The organism is Phycicoccus sp. Soil803 (assembly GCF_001429685.1).
Lineage (GTDB): Bacteria > Actinomycetota > Actinomycetes > Actinomycetales > Dermatophilaceae > Pedococcus.
On sequence record NZ_LMST01000001.1, the window covers coordinates 975,918 to 994,091 of the forward strand.

Annotated in this window: 20 protein-coding genes; 13 read left to right on the forward strand and 7 right to left on the reverse strand. The window is 71.2% G+C overall.

What is annotated here, in order from left to right:
- Positions 1–34: 34 nt before the first annotated feature.
- Complete coding sequence (locus ASG95_RS04530) at positions 35–1,258, reverse strand: acetyl-CoA C-acetyltransferase (protein WP_056923091.1); 1,224 nt, start codon at positions 1,256–1,258, stop codon at positions 35–37.
- A gap of 50 nt (positions 1,259–1,308) precedes the next feature.
- On the reverse strand, positions 1,309–2,391 hold the full coding sequence (locus ASG95_RS04535) for an SGNH/GDSL hydrolase family protein (RefSeq protein WP_057376721.1): 1,083 nt from the start codon (positions 2,389–2,391) through the stop codon (positions 1,309–1,311).
- Between the two features lie 188 nt (positions 2,392–2,579).
- On the opposite strand from ASG95_RS04535, the gene ASG95_RS04540 reads away from it, so the two are divergent.
- Positions 2,580–3,956: a cystathionine beta-synthase gene (locus tag ASG95_RS04540; protein ID WP_056923089.1), complete on the forward strand. Its 1,377-nt coding sequence runs from the start codon at positions 2,580–2,582 to the stop codon at positions 3,954–3,956.
- A 40-nt stretch (positions 3,957–3,996) separates the two neighbouring features.
- On the opposite strand, the gene ASG95_RS04545 is transcribed toward ASG95_RS04540, so the two are convergent.
- The gene (locus tag ASG95_RS04545; RefSeq protein ID WP_057376722.1) at positions 3,997–4,887 is read right to left on the reverse strand and encodes a cobalamin-binding protein; all 891 of its coding nucleotides are present in this window, start codon (positions 4,885–4,887) and stop codon (positions 3,997–3,999) included.
- A gap of 69 nt (positions 4,888–4,956) precedes the next feature.
- Between ASG95_RS04545 and ASG95_RS04550 the strand changes: the two genes are divergently transcribed.
- The gene (locus tag ASG95_RS04550; RefSeq protein ID WP_082592328.1) at positions 4,957–5,466 is read left to right on the forward strand and encodes a DUF1992 domain-containing protein; all 510 of its coding nucleotides are present in this window, start codon (positions 4,957–4,959) and stop codon (positions 5,464–5,466) included.
- Between the two features lie 74 nt (positions 5,467–5,540).
- Here ASG95_RS04550 and msrA read toward each other — a convergent pair whose 3' ends face one another.
- Positions 5,541–6,263, reverse strand: a complete 723-nt coding sequence (gene msrA / locus ASG95_RS04555; RefSeq protein WP_369820403.1) for a peptide-methionine (S)-S-oxide reductase MsrA — start codon at positions 6,261–6,263, stop codon at positions 5,541–5,543.
- Between the two features lie 122 nt (positions 6,264–6,385).
- On the opposite strand from msrA, the gene ASG95_RS04560 reads away from it, so the two are divergent.
- The 8 genes from ASG95_RS04560 (at position 6,386) to ilvA (ending at position 14,127) form a co-directional block, all read left to right on the forward strand.
- Positions 6,386–7,399 carry a GNAT family N-acetyltransferase gene (locus ASG95_RS04560; RefSeq protein WP_057376724.1) on the forward strand — a complete coding sequence of 338 codons (1,014 nt, stop codon included), beginning with the start codon at positions 6,386–6,388 and terminating at the stop codon, positions 7,397–7,399.
- Positions 7,375–7,884: an MOSC domain-containing protein gene (locus tag ASG95_RS04565; protein WP_235543377.1), complete on the forward strand. Its 510-nt coding sequence runs from the start codon at positions 7,375–7,377 to the stop codon at positions 7,882–7,884. Before ASG95_RS04560 ends, ASG95_RS04565 begins: the two co-directional genes overlap by 25 nt.
- Before the next feature lie 21 nt (positions 7,885–7,905).
- Positions 7,906–9,096: a cystathionine gamma-synthase gene (locus ASG95_RS04570; protein ID WP_056923083.1), complete on the forward strand. Its 1,191-nt coding sequence runs from the start codon at positions 7,906–7,908 to the stop codon at positions 9,094–9,096.
- Between the two features lie 16 nt (positions 9,097–9,112).
- Entirely contained in the window at positions 9,113–10,441 is a 1,329-nt protein-coding gene (locus ASG95_RS04575; RefSeq protein WP_057376726.1) for a glutamate mutase L, read from the forward strand.
- A gap of 9 nt (positions 10,442–10,450) precedes the next feature.
- On the forward strand, positions 10,451–10,867 hold the full coding sequence (locus ASG95_RS04580) for a VOC family protein (RefSeq protein WP_057376727.1): 417 nt from the start codon (positions 10,451–10,453) through the stop codon (positions 10,865–10,867).
- 125 nt (positions 10,868–10,992) lie between these two features.
- Positions 10,993–11,964 carry an ATP-binding cassette domain-containing protein gene (locus ASG95_RS04585; RefSeq protein WP_056923080.1) on the forward strand — a complete coding sequence of 324 codons (972 nt, stop codon included), beginning with the start codon at positions 10,993–10,995 and terminating at the stop codon, positions 11,962–11,964.
- Positions 11,961–12,818: an ABC transporter permease gene (locus tag ASG95_RS04590; RefSeq protein ID WP_056923079.1), complete on the forward strand. Its 858-nt coding sequence runs from the start codon at positions 11,961–11,963 to the stop codon at positions 12,816–12,818. Before ASG95_RS04585 ends, ASG95_RS04590 begins: the two co-directional genes overlap by 4 nt.
- Positions 12,819–12,900: 82 nt before the next feature.
- On the forward strand, positions 12,901–14,127 hold the full coding sequence (gene ilvA / locus ASG95_RS04595; RefSeq protein ID WP_200961871.1) for a threonine ammonia-lyase: 1,227 nt from the start codon (positions 12,901–12,903) through the stop codon (positions 14,125–14,127).
- Between the two features lie 64 nt (positions 14,128–14,191).
- On the opposite strand, the gene greA is transcribed toward ilvA, so the two are convergent.
- Complete coding sequence (greA, locus tag ASG95_RS04600; RefSeq protein ID WP_056923078.1) at positions 14,192–14,686, reverse strand: transcription elongation factor GreA; 495 nt, start codon at positions 14,684–14,686, stop codon at positions 14,192–14,194.
- Between the two features lie 398 nt (positions 14,687–15,084).
- On the opposite strand from greA, the gene ASG95_RS04605 reads away from it, so the two are divergent.
- Positions 15,085–15,540, forward strand: coding sequence for a hypothetical protein (locus ASG95_RS04605; RefSeq protein ID WP_056923077.1), 456 nt, complete (start codon positions 15,085–15,087; stop codon positions 15,538–15,540).
- Positions 15,541–15,602: 62 nt separating this feature from the next.
- Here ASG95_RS04605 and ASG95_RS04610 read toward each other — a convergent pair whose 3' ends face one another.
- The gene (locus ASG95_RS04610) at positions 15,603–15,971 is read right to left on the reverse strand and encodes a DUF4307 domain-containing protein (protein WP_056923076.1); all 369 of its coding nucleotides are present in this window, start codon (positions 15,969–15,971) and stop codon (positions 15,603–15,605) included.
- Positions 15,972–16,067: 96 nt separating this feature from the next.
- Here ASG95_RS04610 and mca point away from each other — a divergent pair, with 96 nt between their 5' ends.
- Together mca and ASG95_RS04620 are read left to right on the forward strand one after the other, a co-directional pair.
- Positions 16,068–17,003: a mycothiol conjugate amidase Mca gene (gene mca / locus ASG95_RS04615; protein ID WP_057376728.1), complete on the forward strand. Its 936-nt coding sequence runs from the start codon at positions 16,068–16,070 to the stop codon at positions 17,001–17,003.
- Positions 17,000–17,275 (forward strand): hypothetical protein, encoded by a 276-nt coding sequence (locus tag ASG95_RS04620; protein ID WP_157581729.1) that lies wholly within the window; start codon positions 17,000–17,002, stop codon positions 17,273–17,275. The genes mca and ASG95_RS04620 overlap by 4 nt, the downstream gene beginning before the upstream one ends.
- A gap of 70 nt (positions 17,276–17,345) precedes the next feature.
- Here ASG95_RS04620 and ASG95_RS04625 read toward each other — a convergent pair whose 3' ends face one another.
- Entirely contained in the window at positions 17,346–18,044 is a 699-nt protein-coding gene (locus ASG95_RS04625) for a hemolysin III family protein (protein WP_057376730.1), read from the reverse strand.
- Positions 18,045–18,174 lie beyond the last annotated feature (130 nt).

Sequence of the window (18,174 nt, forward strand, 5' to 3'; positions counted from 1 at the left end):
TTTCGGGCCTCTCGAGGCGCGGGAAGGGCAGCGACTAGCTGAGGCGCTCGTAGATGATGGCCATGCCCTGGCCACCACCCACGCACATCGTCTCGAGGCCGAACTGCCCGTCCCGCGCCGCGAGGCCGTTGAGCAGGGTCGTCGTGATCCGCGCCCCGGTCGAGCCGAAGGGGTGGCCGAGGGCGATCGCGCCGCCGTGCACGTTGAGCTTGTCGAAGTCCATGCCAAGGTCGTCCGCGGACGGCAGCACCTGGGCCGCGAACGCCTCGTTGATCTCGTAGAGGTCCATGTCGCCGATGGTCATCCCGGCGCGGGCCAGCGCCTGGCGTGACGCCTCGACCGGCCCGAGGCCCATGATCTCCGGCGAGAGACCGGAGACCCCGGTGGACACCACGCGCGCCAGCGGGGTCAGCCCGAGCTCCTTGGCCCTGGTGTCGCTCATGACCACGACAGCCGCAGCACCGTCGTTGAGCGGGCAGCAGTTGCCGGCCGTGATCGTGCCCTGCTCGCGGAAGACCGGGTTGAGGCCCTGGAGGGCCTCCAGCGTCACGCCCGCTCGGGGGCCGTCGTCCTTGCTGACCACCGTGCCGTCGCCGAGCGTGACCGGGGCGATCTCGCGCTCGAAGAAGCCGTCGGCGATCGCCTTCTCCGCGCGGTTCTGCGACGAGACGCCCCATTCGTCCTGGCGCTCACGGGAGATACCGCGCAGGGTGGCGACGTTCTCGGCGGTCTGGCCCATCGACAGGTAGACGTCGGGCAGCAGGCCCTGCTGGCGCGGGTCGGCCCAGGTCTCGTTGCTCTGGGCGATCTGCTCGCTGCGGGCGGCCGAGCCGGCGAACTTGGGGTTCTGGTCGTCACCGGAGGACCCACCGGCACCGGCCCAGTTGGTGTACTGCGAGACGCACTCGACGCCACCGGAGACGAAGATGTCGCCCTCGCCGGCCTTGATCGCGTGGTAGGCCATCCGCGTGGTCTGCACGGACGAGGCGCAGAACCGGTTGATGGTGGAGCCGGGCAACCCGTCGAAGCCGGCGAGCACGGCCACGACGCGAGCCATGTTGGACCCGTGCCTTCCCGAGGGCTCGGCGCAGCCCCAGTAGAGGTCCTCGACAAGGGTGGGGTCGAGCTCGGGGACCTTGGCCAGCGCGGCGGAGATCACCTGCACCGACAGGTCGTCGGGACGGATCTCCTTCAGCGAGCCCTTGAACGCGCGCCCGATGGGCGTGCGAGCGGTCGAGACGATGACTGCTTCGGTCACGGGGTCCTCCTCATGCAACAGCTTCGAGGGGCCGCGAGATAAGCGGCCGCTTAGTCAGCCTCGATGGTATGCCGTGCGGCTTGGTCCGCGACTGTGGCGTTGCTCTCGTCGGGGGCGGGCGACTCGGCTTGGCGGTCGGGCACGGGGTCGTGCGGGCGGCGCAGCAGCATCGCCCAGCGACCGCGGGGGCCGCGGGCCTGACCGGCGATCTTGGTCGCGGAGACCTCGGTGCCGGGGTCACGGACGGCGTACTGGGCCGCGACGGCGACCGGGCCGACACCCTCACCGCGGCGCGCGTCGGGGTGCCGCTCCTCGCTCGGCTCGCCGATCCGGACCCCGAGGGCGTCGTAGACGCTCGGCAGGAGGGCGGCGGCCGCTCGGGCGTAGCCGGCGGGGGAGGGGTGGAACCGGTCGGCGCTGAACATCTCGTGCGGCCGCTCGGCGAACTCCGGGCCCAGCAGGTCGCCGAGCGACACCGTGCGGCCACCGGCCTCGACCACGGCGACGGTCTGCGCCGCGGCCATGTCACGGGACCACCGGCGCCCGATCAGCCGCAACGGCTGGGGGATCGGCTGGATGGTGCCGAGGTCCGGGCAGGTGCCGACGACGACCTCGGTGTCGAGGGCCCGCAGCGCCCGGACCGTGGTCTCGAGGTGGCGGACGGCGACGGCCTTGTTGATGCGGTGGGTGACGTCGTTGGCGCCGATCATGATGATCGCGACGTGGGGTCGTGGCACCTGGTCGAGGGCGTTGGCGAGCTGGAGCTCGAGCCCGGAGGACTCCGCCCCCACCACGGCGGTGTTGGTGAGGCGGACCGGGCGGCCGGTCAGGGCCGAGACGCCGTTGGCGATGATCGCGCCCACCGTCTGGTAGCGGTGGTCGGCTCCCATCCCCGCGGCGGACGAGTCGCCGAGGACGACGAGCTCGACTGGCTCACCCACGCCGGCGCCGTAGAGCCCGTTGTCGTCGGGGGAGCCGTCGAACGGCTGGCCGACGATGCGGCGGGCCACCTTGGCCTCGACCTTGAGCACGCCGTAGCCGATCGCGCCGAGTGCGCCGATGCCCGCAGCGAGCCCACCGCCACCGTAGGCGGCGGTGGCGGCGATCTTGCGAGCGCGTCGTGCCCGGCTCATGGGCCATCCCCTCTCGTCCGTGGCTCCTCTGACGGTAACGCTCGACGCTGACATGGTGTCCCCCTACCCCCTCGATGGTGCGACCGCCCCCGTCGCGTCGCATCCCCCACTTGAAGGAGAGGCGGAAGTCGGCTTTGAGACCACCCGCCCGGTCCGGAGGCCTGTCCAGCATCTGAGAGGATGGCCGGGTGAAGTACGCAGAGCACATCGCCGACCTGGTCGGGAACACGCCCCTCGTCAAGCTGAACTCGGTCACCGAGGGGATCGCGGCCACGATCCTCGCCAAGGTGGAGTACCTGAACCCGGGCGGGTCGGTGAAGGACCGCATCGCGCTCAAGATGATCGAGGCGGCCGAGGCCTCCGGCGAGCTCAAGCCGGGCGGCACCATCGTCGAGCCGACCTCCGGCAACACCGGCGTCGGGCTGGCCCTGGTGGCCCAGCGCAAGGGCTACAAGTGCGTCTTCGTCTGCCCCGACAAGGTGAGCCAGGACAAGCGCGACGTCCTCAAGGCCTACGGCGCGGAGGTCGTCGTCTGCCCGACCGCGGTCGCTCCCGACCACCCGGACTCCTACTACGAGACGTCCGACCGCTTGGTCCGTGAGATCGACGGTGCGTGGAAGCCCAACCAGTACGCCAACCCGATGGGCCCGGCCTCGCACTACGAGTCGACCGGCCCGGAGGTCTGGGACGACACCGACGGCAAGGTCACGCACTTCGTCGCGGGCGTCGGCACCGGCGGCACCATCACCGGCACCGGTCGCTACCTGCGTGAGGTCTCCGAGACCCGCGAGGGCGGGCGCGTGCAGATCATCGGCGCCGACCCGGAGGGCTCGGTCTACTCCGGTGGCACCGGGCGCCCCTACCTCGTCGAGGGTGTCGGCGAGGACTTCTGGCCCACCGCCTACGACCCCGCCGTCGTCGACGAGGTCATCGCGGTCAGCGACGCCGACTCCTTCGAGATGACCCGCCGCCTCGCCAAGGAGGAGGGCCTGCTCGTCGGCGGCTCCTGCGGCATGGCGGTCGTCGCGGCGCTGCGGGCCGCCAAGGACCTGCCTGCCGATGCCGTCGTCGTCGTGCTCCTGCCCGACAGCGGTCGCGGCTACATGTCGAAGATCTTCAACGACGACTGGATGAACTCCTACGGCTTCATGCACACCCACACCGAGACCACGGTCGGCGAGGTGCTGCACCGCAAGGCCGGCGACATCCCCGCCCTCGTCCACACGCACCCGACCGAGACGGTCCGCGACGCCATCGAGATCCTCCACGAGTACTCCGTGTCACAGATGCCGGTCGTCAAGGCCGAACCGCCGGTGATGGCCGGCGAGGTCGCGGGTTCGGTGAGCGAGCGGGCGCTGCTCGAGGCGCTGTTCAACGGCAGCGCGCACCTCACCGACTCGGTCGGCAAGCACATGGAGCCGGCCCTGCCGCTCGTCGGCGCCGGTGAGGCCGTCACGGCGGCTCGCCACGAGCTCGAGAAGCACGACGCGATCATGGTCGTCGAGGACGGCAAGCCGGTCGGCGTGCTGACCCGTGCTGACCTGCTGATCGCCTTGGTGGACTAAGGGATTCGTCGACCAGTCGCCGATGGGCGCAGTGCGCTGGTCATCGCAGCCGTCGCGCCATGTCCGGGCGCGGCGGCTGCGCCGCGTCCGGGTGCAGGATGCCGGCCAGCGCCTCCACCCCGTCGACGAGGCGAGGTCCTGGGCGGGCGAAGCTGGCGTTCGCGTCGACCGCCCACACGGGTATGCCGTCGGGCAGCTCCCCGTCGTCGATCGCCTTGCGGCCCAACGCCGTCGATCCCTCGAGGTCGTAACCGCAGGGTGCACAGACGATGACCTCGGGGGCGCTGCCGCGCACCGCGTCCCACGTGACGCGCACCGACTTCTCGCCCGCGGTGCCCAGCGCGTTGATGCCCCCGGCTCGGGTGACCATCTCGGGCACCCAGTGGCCGGGCGCGAAGGCCGGGTCGGTCCACTCGAGCACCAGCGCACGTGGTCGGTGCGCGGCGTGCACGGCCGACTCCACGGCATACAGGCGGTCGCGGAGGCCGGCCACGAGCTCCGATGCGCGCGCGGACGTGCCCGTGGCGGCACCGAGCGTGGTCACTGAGGTGAGCACCTCGTCGAGGGTGTGGGGGTCGATGGTGAGGACCTCGGCGCGGCAGCCGAGGTAGGCCAGCGCGTCGTCGACGACGGAGACGTCCACGGCGCAGACGGCGCACAGGTCCTGGGTGACCACGAGGTCGGCGTCGAGGGCGCCGAGGGCTCCGGCGTCGAGGTGGTAGAGGTCTTCGCCGGCCGCCATGGCCTTGCTGACGAAGGCGTCGATGTCGCTCGCCGAGAGGCCCTCGGGGATGGCTGTCGTGGAGACGATCGTGCGCTCACGAGCCTCGGCCGGGGTGTCGCACTCGAACGTGACGCCGACGACCTGGTCACCGGCGCCGAGCGCGAACAGGATCTCCGTCGTCGAGGGCAACAGGGACACGATCCGCATGCCGCGACCCTACGCGGGCCCGGCGCCGGGGCATACCGTGGCCTCCGGTGCCCGGGTTAGGTTGGCACCATGGAGAACTGGGAATCTCCGGTGGAACGCGCCATCCGTGAGGCGCAGGAGCGCGGGGAGTTCGACAACCTGCCCGGGACGGGGAAGCCGCTGCGCAGCCTCGGTGACCCCGAGCGGGACGACCCGGACTGGTGGGTCAGGCAGCTGGCTGAGCGGGAGCACCTCGACCTGTCGGGTGCGCTGTCGCCGCCGTTGGCGCTGCGCAAGGAGGCCGCCACGTTCCCGGGGTCACTGCTCGACCTGCGCACCGAGGCGAGCGTCCGCGCCGTGCTGGAGGACTACAACCACCGCGTGAAGACCGACCGGCTGCGGCCGGGGGTCGGGTCGACCTTCCCGATCTGGGCGCCGCTCGTCGACGTCGACGACCTGGTCGAGCAGTGGCGCACCCTGCGCGAGGAACAGGCTGCCCAGCGAGCAGCGGCCGCCGGCAACGCGACCACCTCGGCGGCTCGCGACCGTCAGGGCCCCTCGTGGCTCACCCGGCTGGTTCGGCGCCTGTCGGGAGCCTGACCACCAGGGATCCGACGTCCATCCGTGCCGTCAACGCCACGGATGGACCTCGCGCGCGGTCAGCGCGGCGGGCCTCAGCCGCCGAGGTCGCTCGAGTCGTTGACGCGCAGCACGCTCTCCTGGGACGGCAGCTGGTCCTGCTTCACGAGGCCGACCGGGCAGGTCATGCCGTTGGGCCCGTGGTTGCAGTAGCCGCCGGGGTTCTTGTAGAGGTACTGCTGGTGGTAGTCCTCGGCGTAGTAGAACGGTCCGGCGTCCTCGGCTGAGCGCAGCTCCGTCGTGATGGTGCCGAACGCGTTGTCGGTCAACACCTTCTGGAACGCCTCGCGGGTCGCCTCGGCGGCGCGCTGCTGGTCGGGGGTGGTCCAGTAGATCGCCGACCGGTAGGCCGTGCCGATGTCGTTGCCCTGGCGGTTGCCCTGGGTCGGGTCGTGGTTCTCCCAGAACTCCTTCAGCAGCAGCTCGGGGGTGGTCTGCTCCGGGTCGTAGGCGACCAGCACCGCTTCGGCGTGACCGGTCAAGCCGGTGCAGGTCTCCTCGTAGGTGGGGTTCGGGGTGAGGCCGCCCATGTAGCCGGCGGCGGTGGTGACGACCCCCGGGAGCCGCCAGAAGATGCGCTCGGCGCCCCAGAAGCACCCCATCGCGATGTAGAGCACCTCGGTGCCCTCGGGCCAGGGGCCCTCGAGCGGCGTGTGCAGGACGACGTGCTCGTCGGCGATGTGGAACGGACGTGTCTCGCGTCCGCGCAGGGCGTTCTCGGCGGTGGGCAGGGTGGTCTTGGCGCGCGATCCGAATATCACGACCGGTCCAACGCGGCCTGCCCCACGACTGTTCCGGCTGGACCTTACGGCGGGGTGACGTCCGCGCGGCCCCGGCAAACTCGGTGGCCCCGCCACGTCACCTCGGGGAAGGTGGTGCCATGGTCACCATCGTCCTGGTCGAGGACCCGCACGACGCCCAGCGTCAGCTCTTCGACGACTGGGCGGGGGTCTTCGCCGCTGACGGGCGGCACACCTTCGGCCCGGACCACTCCGCCCACTCGGCCGACGAGCTGCGGGAGATGACGCGCAGCACCTCGCAGCACCGGATCGCGTGGGCCGGGGTCGACCAGTCGGGCACCGTGGTCGGCGCGGCGGGGCTGGTGATGCCCAGGCACGACAACCTGGCGCAGGCCGTGGTCACGGTCGTGGTGCACCCCGACCACCGTCGGCGCGGCATCGGCACCGCTCTCCTGGAGCAGGCCGAGGCTTCAGCCCTCGAGCACCGTCGCACGGTCCTCCTCACCGAGACGCAGTGGCGGGTGGGTGCCCGCGACGAGAGCGGCGAGGACTTCGCCGCACGACATGGGTATGCCGCGGCGCAGACCGTGCTGCGCAGCTCGCTGTCCCTGCCCGCTGACCGGGCGCGGCTGGACGCCGCGGTGGAGGGGCACGACGCGGACGGGTACGTCGTGCGGACCTGCTGGGACGGCATACCGGAGTCGTGGTTGGCCGGACGCGCGGAGCTGAGCCGTCGGATGAGCACTGACATCCCGATGGGCGACCTCGTCCTCGAGGAGGAGCGGTGGGACGAGGAGCGGGTGCGCACCGACTACCAGCGGATCGCCGCGATCGGTCGCCGGGTCGTCGACGCATACGCCCAGCACGAGGCCACGGGTCAGCTGGTCGGCTACACCCAGGTGCAGGTGCCGCAGGCCGACCCCCAGGTGGCGTTCCAGCAGGACACCCTCGTGATGCGCGAGCACCGAGGTCACCGGCTCGGGCTGCGGATGAAGGCGGCCGGGACGCTGGCGCTGATGGAGGGCTCGCCGGACACGACGAGCATCCGCACCTGGAACGCCGACGACAACGCGGCGATGCTGGCGGTCAACCGCGACCTCGGCTTCGTCCACGACGGCATGATGTGCGAGTGGCAGAAGGTGGTGGCGCCGTGATGGACGACCTGGTCGACGTCGACCTCGGCACGGTGGCCTCGATCCACGTCGCCAAGGCCACCAAGCTGCCCATGCGGCCGGTCGAGTCGGTCGTCGCCGAGGCGGGCGCAGGGCTGGTCGGCGACCGCTACCACGGCTCCAAGCACCGCCACGTCACCGTGCAGTCGGCACCCTCCCTCGCCGATGCGAGCCGGGCCCTCGGCGCCCCGGTCGACGCAGGCGCCACCCGTCGCAACATCACCCTGTCCGGCGGGCCGGTGCCGGGCCGCCCGGGCACCCGGATCCGGATGGGGGAGGCCCTGCTCGAGGTGGTGCGCCCCGCCGCACCCTGTCGCCTGATGGACGACCTCATCGGCCCCGGGGCGACGAAGGCCCTCCACGCGCGCGGCGGCACGGTGTTCCGGATCCTCGAGGGAGGGGTCATCCGGCTGGGCGACCCGGTGGTGCGGGAGGACGCGCAGGAGGGGTCGCCAGAGGGCTCCTGAGCGGGGGCTAGCCTTGCCGCCATGACGGAGCAGCACAGCACTGACCACGGCTTCTCGACGCGTGCGATCCACGCGGGGCAGGAGCCGGACGCAGGCACCGGAGCGGTGATCACCCCCATCTTCCAGGTGTCCACCTACAAGCAGGACGGGATCGGTGGCTTCCGCGGCGGCTACGAGTACAGCCGCTCGGCCAACCCGACCCGCACCGCCCTGGAGGAGTGCTTCGCAGCGCTCGAGGGTGGCGCCCGCGGCTTCGCCTTCTCGTCGGGTCTGGCCGGTCAGGACACCGTCCTGCGGGCCCTCCTCACGCCCGGTGACCACGTGGTCGTCCCGAGCGATGCCTATGGCGGCACCTACCGGCTCTTCAACAAGGTCCTGACCACGTGGGGCGTGGACCACACCATCGCGCCGATGGGCGACCTCGACGCGGTGCGCGCCGCGATCCGCCCCGGCAGCACCAAGATCCTCTGGGTCGAGACGCCGACCAACCCGTTGCTCGGCATCGCCGACATCTCCGCCCTGGCCGAGCTCGCGCACGGCGCAGGCGCGTTGCTGGTGGTCGACAACACCTTCGCCTCGCCCTACCTGCAGCAGCCGCTCGCGCTCGGCGCCGACATCGTCACGCACTCGACGACCAAGTACTGCGGCGGCCACTCCGACGTCGTCGGTGGCGCCGTCGTGGTGGGCCACGACATCACCGTGCCGGGCTTCGAGGACGCGGTGGATCGCGTTGCGTTCCACCAGAACTCGATGGGCGCGGTCGCCGGACCGATGGACGCCTGGCTCGTCCTGCGCGGGCTGAAGACGCTGGCGCTTCGGATGGAGAAGCACAGCGACAACGCCGAGCGCGTCGTGGAGTTCCTCACCGCCCACCCAGCCGTCAGCGCCGTCCACTACCCCGGCCTGGAGAGCCACCCCGGCCACGAGGTCGCGAAGCGCCAGATGAAGCGGTTCGGAGGCATGATCTCGTTCCAGGTCAGGGCGGGGGAGGACGTCGCCGTCAAGGTCTGCGGCGAGACCCAGCTGTGGACCCTGGGCGAGTCCCTCGGCGGGGTGGAGTCGCTCATCGAGCACCCCGCGCGGATGACCCACGCGTCGGTCGCCGGCACCGAGCTCGAGGTGCCCGCCGACCTGATCCGCCTGTCGGTCGGCATCGAGGACGTCGAGGACCTCATCGCCGACCTCGGGCAGGCCCTCGACCGGCTCGGCTGAGGCGAGCGGCGCGCTCGTGCAGCTGCTCTGCGTCGACTTCGGGTCGACCTTCACCAAGGCGGTGCTCGTCGACGGCGAGGGTGCCGTGGTGGCGACCGCCTCGACCCCGACCACGGTCGGCACGGACGTCCTCGACGGCTACCGCACCCTCTGCGACGAGCTGCGCCCGCACGGCGCCATCGACGACGTGCTGGCCTGCTCCAGCGCCGGAGGGGGGCTGCGTCTCGCGGTGGTCGGCTACGAGCGCGAGGTCACGGCTCAAGCGGGTTTCCGCGTGGGGCTCAGCGCCGGTGCGCGCGTCGCCCACGTGACGTCCGGGCCGCTGTCGGGGACTGACGTGAAGGCCCTGCGGGACAGCCGTCCCGACCTCGTGCTGCTGGTGGGCGGCACCGATGGCGGCAACGCAGAAGTGTTGCTGCACAACGCCTCTCGGCTCGCCAAGGCGCGGATCTCCGCACCACTCGTGGTCGCCGGGAACGCCGACGCGCAGGCGGAGGTCGCGGCGGCCCTGTCGGCCACCGGTCGCTCGTTCACCGTGGCGGACAACGTGCTGCCGTCGATCGGTGTGATCGCGCCAGAGTCGGCCAGGGCCGCCATCCGCCGGGTCTTCCTCGAGCACGTGATCGGGGGCAAGGGCCTCTCGCGAGGGCCGGAGTTCGGAGCGATGGTGCAGGCGCCCACTCCTGACGCGGTCCTCGACGGGGTCGCCGTGCTGGCCGAGCACCTCGACGGCGACGTCATGGTCGTCGACATCGGCGGGGCGACGACCGACGTCTACTCGGCGCTGCGCCCCCAGGGCGAGGACTCCGGCCTCGCCAAGGACGTGGTGGCCCCCCTGTGGCACGCGCGGACCGTGGAGGCCGACCTCGGGATGCGGTGGAACGCCGAGGGCATCGTCGAGGCCGCGCGGCGCGAGCACGTCCCCGTCCCCGACGGCATCGACGGGTATGCCGCGAGCGTCGTCCGCGACACCGGTCACCTCCCCGAGGATGAAGGGGAGTGGGCGCTCGACCTCGCGCTCGCCCGGGCCGCGGCGGTGGTCGCCGTGCGCCGCCACGCGCGTCCGCCCGCACCGGGCGCTGGGGCCCGGCCCCTGGCCGATGTGCAGGTCGTGGTGGGTTCGGGTGGGGTCCTGCGCCACGCGGACGCCCCCGGTCGGGAGCAGGTGCTGCGGGCCGTCGCCGGTGACCACGCGGGCGGGTGGAAGGTCCCGCGGGACGCCGCGCTGGTGACGGACACGGCATACCTGCTCTTTGCGGTGGGGCTGCTGCGCGAGGCGCACCCCGAGGTGGCCCGGGCGCTGGCCCGGACGGTCGTGGGCCCCGGTGTCGGTGGTCTCTCCTAACGTCGGGGCATGAGCGACGACACCCTCCCGAAGCCCAAGCTCGACCTCGTGGTGCTCGACTGCCCCGACGCCCTGGCGCTCGCCCGGTTCTACGCCGAGGTGCTCGGCTGGGAGACCGAGCCCGACTCCGACCAGGGCTGGGCGACCCTCGTGCCGCCGGGCGGGGGTCTCACCCCCGACCACCCCGATGGCCGGGCGACCCTGGCGTTCCAGCAGATCCACGACTTCGTCCGCCCCACCTGGCCCGGTGGGGCCCACCCACAGCAGTTCCACCTGGACCTCTGGGTGGAGGGGATCGCGGCGGCTGAGCCGGCGGTGCTCGCTGCCGGGGCGACCGTCCACGAGCACCAGCCGTCCGAGGACGGCGGGTTCAAGGTCTACCTCGACCCGGCCGGCCACCCGTTCTGCCTGGTCGGCCGACCCTGACGCCGCGCGGGCTTGTGCTGCCCGGGCGAAACGCGATACAACGTGTTGTGACAGACGCGATATAACGTGAATGGAGCGCCGAAAATGAATGGTCGACCACCCGCGCCGCAGCCTAGGGTCGAGCGATGACCTCCCCCGCGATCGAGGCCGAGCACCTCGTCAAGAAGTTCGGAGACACGACCGCCGTCGACGACGTCAGCTTCTCCGTGCCGGAGGGGTCCGTGCTGGGTCTCCTGGGCCCCAACGGTGCCGGCAAGACGACCACCGTGCGGATGATGACGACCCTGGCCAAGCCGACGAGCGGCACGGCGCGGGTGGCCGGCCACGACGTGCTGCGCGAGCCCGACGCGGTGCGTCGCTCGATGGGTCTGACCGGCCAGGCCGCGACCGTGGACGAGCTGCTCACCGGACGCGAGAACCTGCGGCTCATCGGGTCGCTGTACGGCCTGTCGGGCAGCTACGTGAAGTCGGCCGGTGCCGACCTGCTGGAGCGGTTCTCCCTCACCGAGGCAGCCGACCGCACCGTGAAGACCTACTCCGGCGGCATGCGTCGTCGGCTCGACCTCGCGGTGAGCCTCATCGCCACCCCGCCGGTGCTGTTCCTCGACGAGCCCACGACGGGTCTCGACCCCCGCAGCCGGGTCGAGCTGTGGGAGGTCCTGCGCGGCCTGGTCAAGGACGGCACCACGCTGCTCCTGACGACCCAGTACCTCGAGGAGGCCGACCAGCTCGCCGACCGCATCGTCGTGATCGACCGTGGCCAGATCATCGCCGAGGGCACGCCGCTCGAGCTCAAGGACCGCAGTGGCAAGGCCAGCCTGGTGCTGACCGTGTCGCGGGCCGAGGACCTGCAGACCGCCGCCGACATGCTGCGCCAGCGGGTCTCCGAGGTGCACGTCGACGAGGCCGCCCGCCAGCTGACCGCGCCGGCCGAGGGGCTGCGCGACATGACGAGGATCGCCGCGGTCTTCGAGGACAGCTCGATCGAGCTCGACGACCTCGGTCTCAAGCGACCGAGCCTCGACGACGTGTTCCTCCACCTCACCGGCCACCGCGCCGAAGAGCCCACCGAGACCGAGCAGGAGCAGGCGTCATGACCACCGACACCACGACCCGGCAGTCGGCCAGCGGGATCGCCCGACCCGAGATCAAGCCGACGGGGCTGCTGCGCCAGTCGCTGGCGATCACCCGTCGCAACCTCATCCACATCAAGCGGATGCCCGAGATGCTGATGGACGTCACCATCCAGCCGGTGATGTTCGTCCTGCTCTTCGCCTACGTCTTCGGCGGTTCGATCGCGGTCAAGGGCTCACCCGCCGGATACCGGGAGTGGCTGATGGGCGGGATCATGGGGCAGACCATCGCCTTCGCGTCCTTCATCGTCGCCGTCGGCCTCACCGCAGACATCGACAAGGGCATCGTCGACCGCATGCGGTCGCTGCCGATCAACCCCTCGGCTGTGCTGGTGGGCCGGAGCATCTCCAGCCTGCTGCACTCCAGCATCGGCATCCTCGTGATGTCGGTGACCGGGTTGTTCGTCGGCTGGCGGATCCGCGGCAGCTTCGCCGAGGCCGTGCTGGCCTACGCGCTGCTGCTGCTCTGGGGCTTCGCGATGATCTGGATCGGCATCCTCGTCGGCTCGGCGATGCGGTCGGTCGAGGCCGTGAACGGGCTGATGTTCACGACGATGTTCCCGATCACGTTCCTGGCCAACACCTTCGCGCCGACCGACAACATGCCCCACTTCCTGAGGGTCATCGCCGAGTGGAACCCCATCTCGTCGTTGGTCCAGGCGGTCCGGCAGCTGTGGGGCAACGACCTCCCGGTGCCGGCCGACGCTGCACTCCCGCTGCACCACCCGATCATCACCACGCTGATCTGGACCGTCGGGCTCACCCTGGTGATGGCCCCACTCGCGATCCGCGCGTTCGCCAAGCGCACCGAGGGCTAGCCAGCCCCCTGCCCGGGCTCAGGCCCGGGCAGGGGGTCAGGGGCGTCTCCGGGGCCGGTCCGGAGGGACTAGCCTTCCGGCCATGGCATCACCGACGCTGTCAGTCACCCTGGACGACGTGCGCGCTGCGCAAGACCTGCTCAGCGGCGTCGTCCGGCCCACCCCGCTCGAGTACAGCCGGGCCCTGTCCGACCGGGTCGGCGCCGAGGTGTTCCTCAAGTGCGAGAACCTCCAGCGAGCGGGTTCGTTCAAGATCCGGGGCGCCTACACGCGGATGGCTCGGCTCTCCGACGCGGAGAAGGCCCGGGGGGTCGTGGCGGCGAGCGCCGGCAACCACGCGCAGGGTGTCGCGCTGGCCGGCCAGCTGCTGGGCATCGACGTCAAGGTCTACATGCCGTACGGCGCCCCGATGCCCAAGCTGCTGGCGACGCAGGCCTACGGCGCGACCATCGAACAGGTCGGCACGACCATCGACGAGTGCCTGGTCAAGGCCCGCGAGTGGGAGTCGACCAACGGCGCCGTCCTGATCCACCCCTTCGACCACCACGACATCGTCGCGGGCCAGGGCACCGCGGGGCTTGAGATCCTCGACCAGTGCCCCGACGTCCGGACCATCGTGGTCAGCACCGGCGGCGGTGGGCTCCTCGCCGGCATCTCCGTGGCGGTCCGGGCCGCGCGGCCCGAGGTGCGGATCATCGGCGTGCAGGCCGAACAGGCGGCGGCCTACCCCTTGTCCCTGGCGGCGGGCAAGCCGGTCGCCCTCGAGAACATGCAGACCATGGCCGACGGCATCGCCGTCGGGATGCCCGGCGACGTGCCCTACGCGCTGGTGCGCGACCTCGTCGACGCGATCGAGACGGTCAGCGAGGAGGAGCTGTCCCGAGCCCTGCTGTTCGTCCTCGAGCGAGCCAAGCTCGTCGTCGAGCCGGCCGGCGCCGCGGCGGTGGCCCACCTGCTCGACCGGGCCGGCCACCAGCACCTCGACGGACCGGTCGTGGCGGTCCTCTCCGGCGGCAACATCGACCCGCTCCTGCTCCTGCGGATCATCCGGCACGGCATGGCCGCCGCCGGTCGCTACCTGCAGTTCCGGGTGCGGATCTCGGACCGGCCCGGCCACCTGGCCCGGCTGCTCGCCGACTGCGCGGCCGTCGACGCCAACGTGCTGGAGGTCGAGCACATCCGCACCGGCACGACCATCACGGTCGACGAGGTGGAGATCGGGCTGCAGCTCGAGACCCGGGGCAAGCAGCACTGCGAAGAGGTCCTGCGGACCTTGCGCAGCAAGGGCTACCAGCTCAAGTTCGGCTGACCGGCACACCCCGACACCGCAGAAGGCCGCCCCGAGGGGCGGCCTTCTGCGTGGTGGAGAGTGCTCAGCCGCCGTGCGGCTTGGCGCCCTTCACGGACACCTGGATGACCTTGCCGTTCGGGGCCTTGTAGGAGGCCTTGTCGCCGACCTTCTTGCCGTTGATCGCGGCGCCCAGCGGGGACTTCTCGCTGTAGACCTCGAGGTCGCTGTCACCGGCGATCTCGCGCGACCCGAGGAGGAAGGTCACGTCGTCGCCGAACATCTCGACGGTGACGACCATGCCCGGCTCGACGATGCCGTCATCAGCCGGCTTGGCTCCCACGACGGCGTTCTCGAGCAGCTGGGTCAGCTGGCGGATGCGGGCCTCCATCTTGCCCTGCTCCTCCTTGGCCGCGTGGTAGCCGCCGTTCTCCTTGAGGTCGCCCTCGTCGCGGGCCGCCTCGATCTTCTTGGCGATCTCCGTACGGCCTTCTCCGGACATCTGGTCCAGCTCGGCCTTCAGACGGTCGAAGGCCTCCTGGGTCAGGTAGCTCGCGGTGGGGGTCGCGGTCTCGCTCACGGTGATACTCCTTGATCGGGTCCCCGTCGGACGCGGTTGCGTCTCGGAGAGGGTGGTACGCGCAGCGGCCCGGACCCCGACCACGTCGCTGTTGACGTCGCAGTGGCCGGTCCAGACCGCTCGGTGAAAGGACAAGACTACCTCGCGCCGCACGAACACGTCGCTGAGCCTTTCAACAGCGCTGCGCTGAACATCTGGACAACCCGTCAGGTATGCCGCCTGGCCGGCTCTGCAGGCCCATCGCCTCTCGCAAAACCGCAGGTCAACGGCTGTTCGGCGGCAGTCCGAGCGGCACGATCCGCCCGGTCGGGTCGCGCCCCAAGTCAGTCCCAAGTGGTGGGCGGCATCCTCGTCCCAGACGACCACCGAGGACGTCCCGACCAGAGGAGCGAACCAGCATGTCCGTCACCACCCCCGACCGCCCGGCCGACGCCTCGACGCGCGCCGCTCTCCGGGCGCTCCCGCGCAGCAGCGGTGGAGCCCTCCGGCTGGCGATGGCCGTGCTGCTCGCGACCGACCTCGTCGGCGGGCTCGTCGCGGTTCGCGCCGGGGTGAACACCTGGGGCGAGGCGTGGGGCCCGGAGGCCCTGCTCGCTGCACCGGTGCCGATGATCGTGGCGCAGCTGCTGCTGGTCTGGCTGGCGACCCGACGCCTCGGCCGGGGTGCCGCCGTGGCCGCAGGGCTGCTCGCCACCGCGTGCCTGGTGAGCGTCGTCTCCGGGTTCTTCGACGGTGGCCTCGGCAACGCCGAGCTGACCGCCGGGCTGGCTGCCTACCAGTACGTCCTGCTGGCCGTGACGACAGCGGTGGGCGCGCTCGCCATCCGGCGCACCGTCGCCGCCCTCGCCCGCTGATTCGATGTAAACGCGCCGGAGATCCCCGGCGCGTTTACATCGACCCGCGGATGGAGGGTCGGTCAGGAGTCGGGCACGCAGTCCCGCACGCTGCCGCCCACGGCCCGGGACGCGGTGCGGACCAGCACCTGCAGGTGGCTGGACCGCTGGGTGGACGCAGGAACCGGCACCTCGAGCACCCCGACGACGCCGTGCGCGGTGTCCTGCGCCTGCACCGTGCAGACGACCTCCTGGCCCGGGGAGCGGTGGACGTCGAACCCGACCTGCACGCTGGTGTCGTCGATGACCTTGTAGTCGGTGTCGGTCCAGGTGATCGCGCCCAGGCTGTTGGCCAGTCCGAGCCAGACGGCGAGGGCGATCCCGATCGTGCAGCCGATCGTGCCGATGACCCACCAGCGGCCGGTGCCTGGGGCGGGACGGGGGAGCGGCATGGGTGACCTTCTGCGGGTGAGAGGATGGCTGGCGGTTCCGAGTGTCTGACGACTCTGGACAATGATTGTCGACGATGGACGAGCGAGGTTCTGCAGGTGGCTGACCGGTTGCGGCTCATGGCGGTGCACGCGCACCCCGACGACGAGTCGAGCAAGGGCGCGGCGACGATGGCGAAGTACGCCGGCACGGGATATGACGTGCTCGTCGTCTCGTGCACGGGTGGGGAGCGCGGCGACGTGCTCAACCCCCGGCTCAAGGGCGACCCCCACATCGAGCGCGACCTGGCCCAGGTCCGGCGCGAGGAGATGAAGCGGGCCCAGGAGATCCTCGGCGTCGACCACACCTGGCTCGGGTTCGTCGACTCGGGTCTGCCCGAGGGTGACCCGCTCCCCCCGCTGCCGGACGGGTGCTTCGCGCTCGAGCCGATCGAGGTCACCGCCGAGGCACTGGTCCGCGAGATCCGGCGGTTCCGTCCGCACGTCATGACGACGTACGACGAGAACGGCGGCTACCCCCACCCCGACCACATCATGACCCACACGGTCTCGATGGCCGCCTTCGCGGCGGCCGGTGACGCCGCGGCATACCCCCATGCGGGTGAGCCGTGGCAGCCGCTGAAGATCTACTACAACTCGCACAACCGGGCGAAGTACGCGGCGTTCCACGACGCGCTGCTCGCGCAGGGCGTCGAGAGCCCGTATGCCGACTGGCTCAAGGACTGGGACCCGGCCACCGCGCGCACCATCACCACCCGCGTGGAGTGCTCCGACTTCTTCGACCAGCGCGACCAAGCGCTGCTCGCGCACGCCACCCAGATCGACCCCGACGGCGCGTGGTTCCGGGTGCCCCGCGAGATGCAGGTCAGTGTCTGGCCGACCGAGGACTTCGAGGCGGCGCTGTCCTACGTGCCCGTCCAGCCCGTGGAGGACGACCTGTTCGCGGGCATCTCCGACGCGGCGACGGGTGACGAGCTCGCCACCCGCGGTGACCTCGAGATCGCGTACGACGGCCGCAAGGAGAAGACGACGTGAACGGCGCACCGTCGGCGATGGTCTCGCCGGGCCTGTGGGGCTTCGTGGCGTTCTTCGTGCTGGCTCTCGCGCTCTACCTGTTGATGCGCAACATGAACGCGCGGATGCGACGGATGTCCTACGCCGCGCAGGAGCGCGAGCGGGAGGCCGAGGCGGAGCTCTCCGGGAAGGACCCGGGCCGGGGCGAGCCCGGCGCTCAGGAGCCGGGACGGGACGTCGACACTGGTGACGCTGAGGGCGACGGAGAGCAGACTGGGGAGCCCAGGACCTAGCGCTCCGCCCCGGCGGGACGCCGCCCGAGGGTCGGCCGGGGCTGGGCGTCAGTCACGCTGAGGCGAGGCCTCAGGACGCCGACCCTGCTCCGTAGACCGACATCGACGCCGCGATGTAGTGCACCGTGAACGCGGCGACGGTCAGGGTGTGGAAGATCTCGTGGAAGCCGAACCAGCGCGGGGAGGGGTTCGGCCGCTTGATGCCGTAGACGAGCGCGCCCACCGTGTAGAGCAGGCCACCGACGGCGATCAGGGTCACGATCGCCGGGCCGCCGAACTTGAGCAACGGGCCCAGGTAGAAGACGGCGACCCAGCCGAGGGCGACGTAGACCGGCGTGTAGAGCCAGCGCGGGGCGCCGACCCAGAAGACCCGGAACACGACGCCGGCAACGGCGCCGATCCAGACGATGAGCAGCATCGTGCGCGCGTCGTCGCGCGGCAGCAGCAACGCGAACGGCGTGTAGGTGCCCGCGATGATGAGGAAGATGTTGGAGTGGTCCATCCGCTTGAGCACCCCGGCCACCTTGGGTGACCAGTTGCCGCGGTGGTAGACCGCCGAGGTGCCGAAGAGCAGCCAGGCGGTGACGCTGAAGACGGTCGCGGCGATCCGCGCCGGAGTGGTGGGGGCCAGCGCGATCAGGACGATGCCCGCCGCGACGGCCAGGGGGACCATGCCCGCGTGCAGCCAGCCGCGCAGGTGGGGCTTCACTGCGGCGACGACAGACTCGAGGGGTCCCTGGGTGGAACGGGGGTCGGGTGCTGAGGTCATGGCACCACTGTAACCTACGGTTGCGTAGGTTACTAGCGCGTAGGTTGTGAGCCTCGACTCAGGACGGTCGCGAACTCGGACATCTGCACCACGGTCACCGGCCGTCACGCTGGCGTCTCCTGTCGCCCGG

Bases quoted from the DNA above. Each gene is read 5' to 3' on its own strand.
- ASG95_RS04535 (WP_057376721.1), bottom strand. From the start codon at position 2,391: ATGAGCCGGGCACGACGCGCTCGCAAGATCGCCGCCACCGCCGCCTAC.
- ASG95_RS04545 (WP_057376722.1), bottom strand. From the start codon at position 4,887: ATGCGGATCGTGTCCCTGTTGCCCTCGACGACGGAGATCCTGTTCGCG.
- ASG95_RS04550 (WP_082592328.1), top strand. From the start codon at position 4,957: ATGGAGAACTGGGAATCTCCGGTGGAACGCGCCATCCGTGAGGCGCAG.
- ASG95_RS04560 (WP_057376724.1), top strand. From the start codon at position 6,386: ATGGTCACCATCGTCCTGGTCGAGGACCCGCACGACGCCCAGCGTCAG.
- ASG95_RS04570 (WP_056923083.1), top strand. From the start codon at position 7,906: ATGACGGAGCAGCACAGCACTGACCACGGCTTCTCGACGCGTGCGATC.
- ASG95_RS04580 (WP_057376727.1), top strand. From the start codon at position 10,451: ATGAGCGACGACACCCTCCCGAAGCCCAAGCTCGACCTCGTGGTGCTC.
- ASG95_RS04585 (WP_056923080.1), top strand. From the start codon at position 10,993: ATGACCTCCCCCGCGATCGAGGCCGAGCACCTCGTCAAGAAGTTCGGA.
- ASG95_RS04590 (WP_056923079.1), top strand. From the start codon at position 11,961: ATGACCACCGACACCACGACCCGGCAGTCGGCCAGCGGGATCGCCCGA.
- ilvA (WP_200961871.1), top strand. From the start codon at position 12,901: ATGGCATCACCGACGCTGTCAGTCACCCTGGACGACGTGCGCGCTGCG.
- ASG95_RS04605 (WP_056923077.1), top strand. From the start codon at position 15,085: ATGTCCGTCACCACCCCCGACCGCCCGGCCGACGCCTCGACGCGCGCC.
- ASG95_RS04610 (WP_056923076.1), bottom strand. From the start codon at position 15,971: ATGCCGCTCCCCCGTCCCGCCCCAGGCACCGGCCGCTGGTGGGTCATC.
- ASG95_RS04625 (WP_057376730.1), bottom strand. From the start codon at position 18,044: ATGACCTCAGCACCCGACCCCCGTTCCACCCAGGGACCCCTCGAGTCT.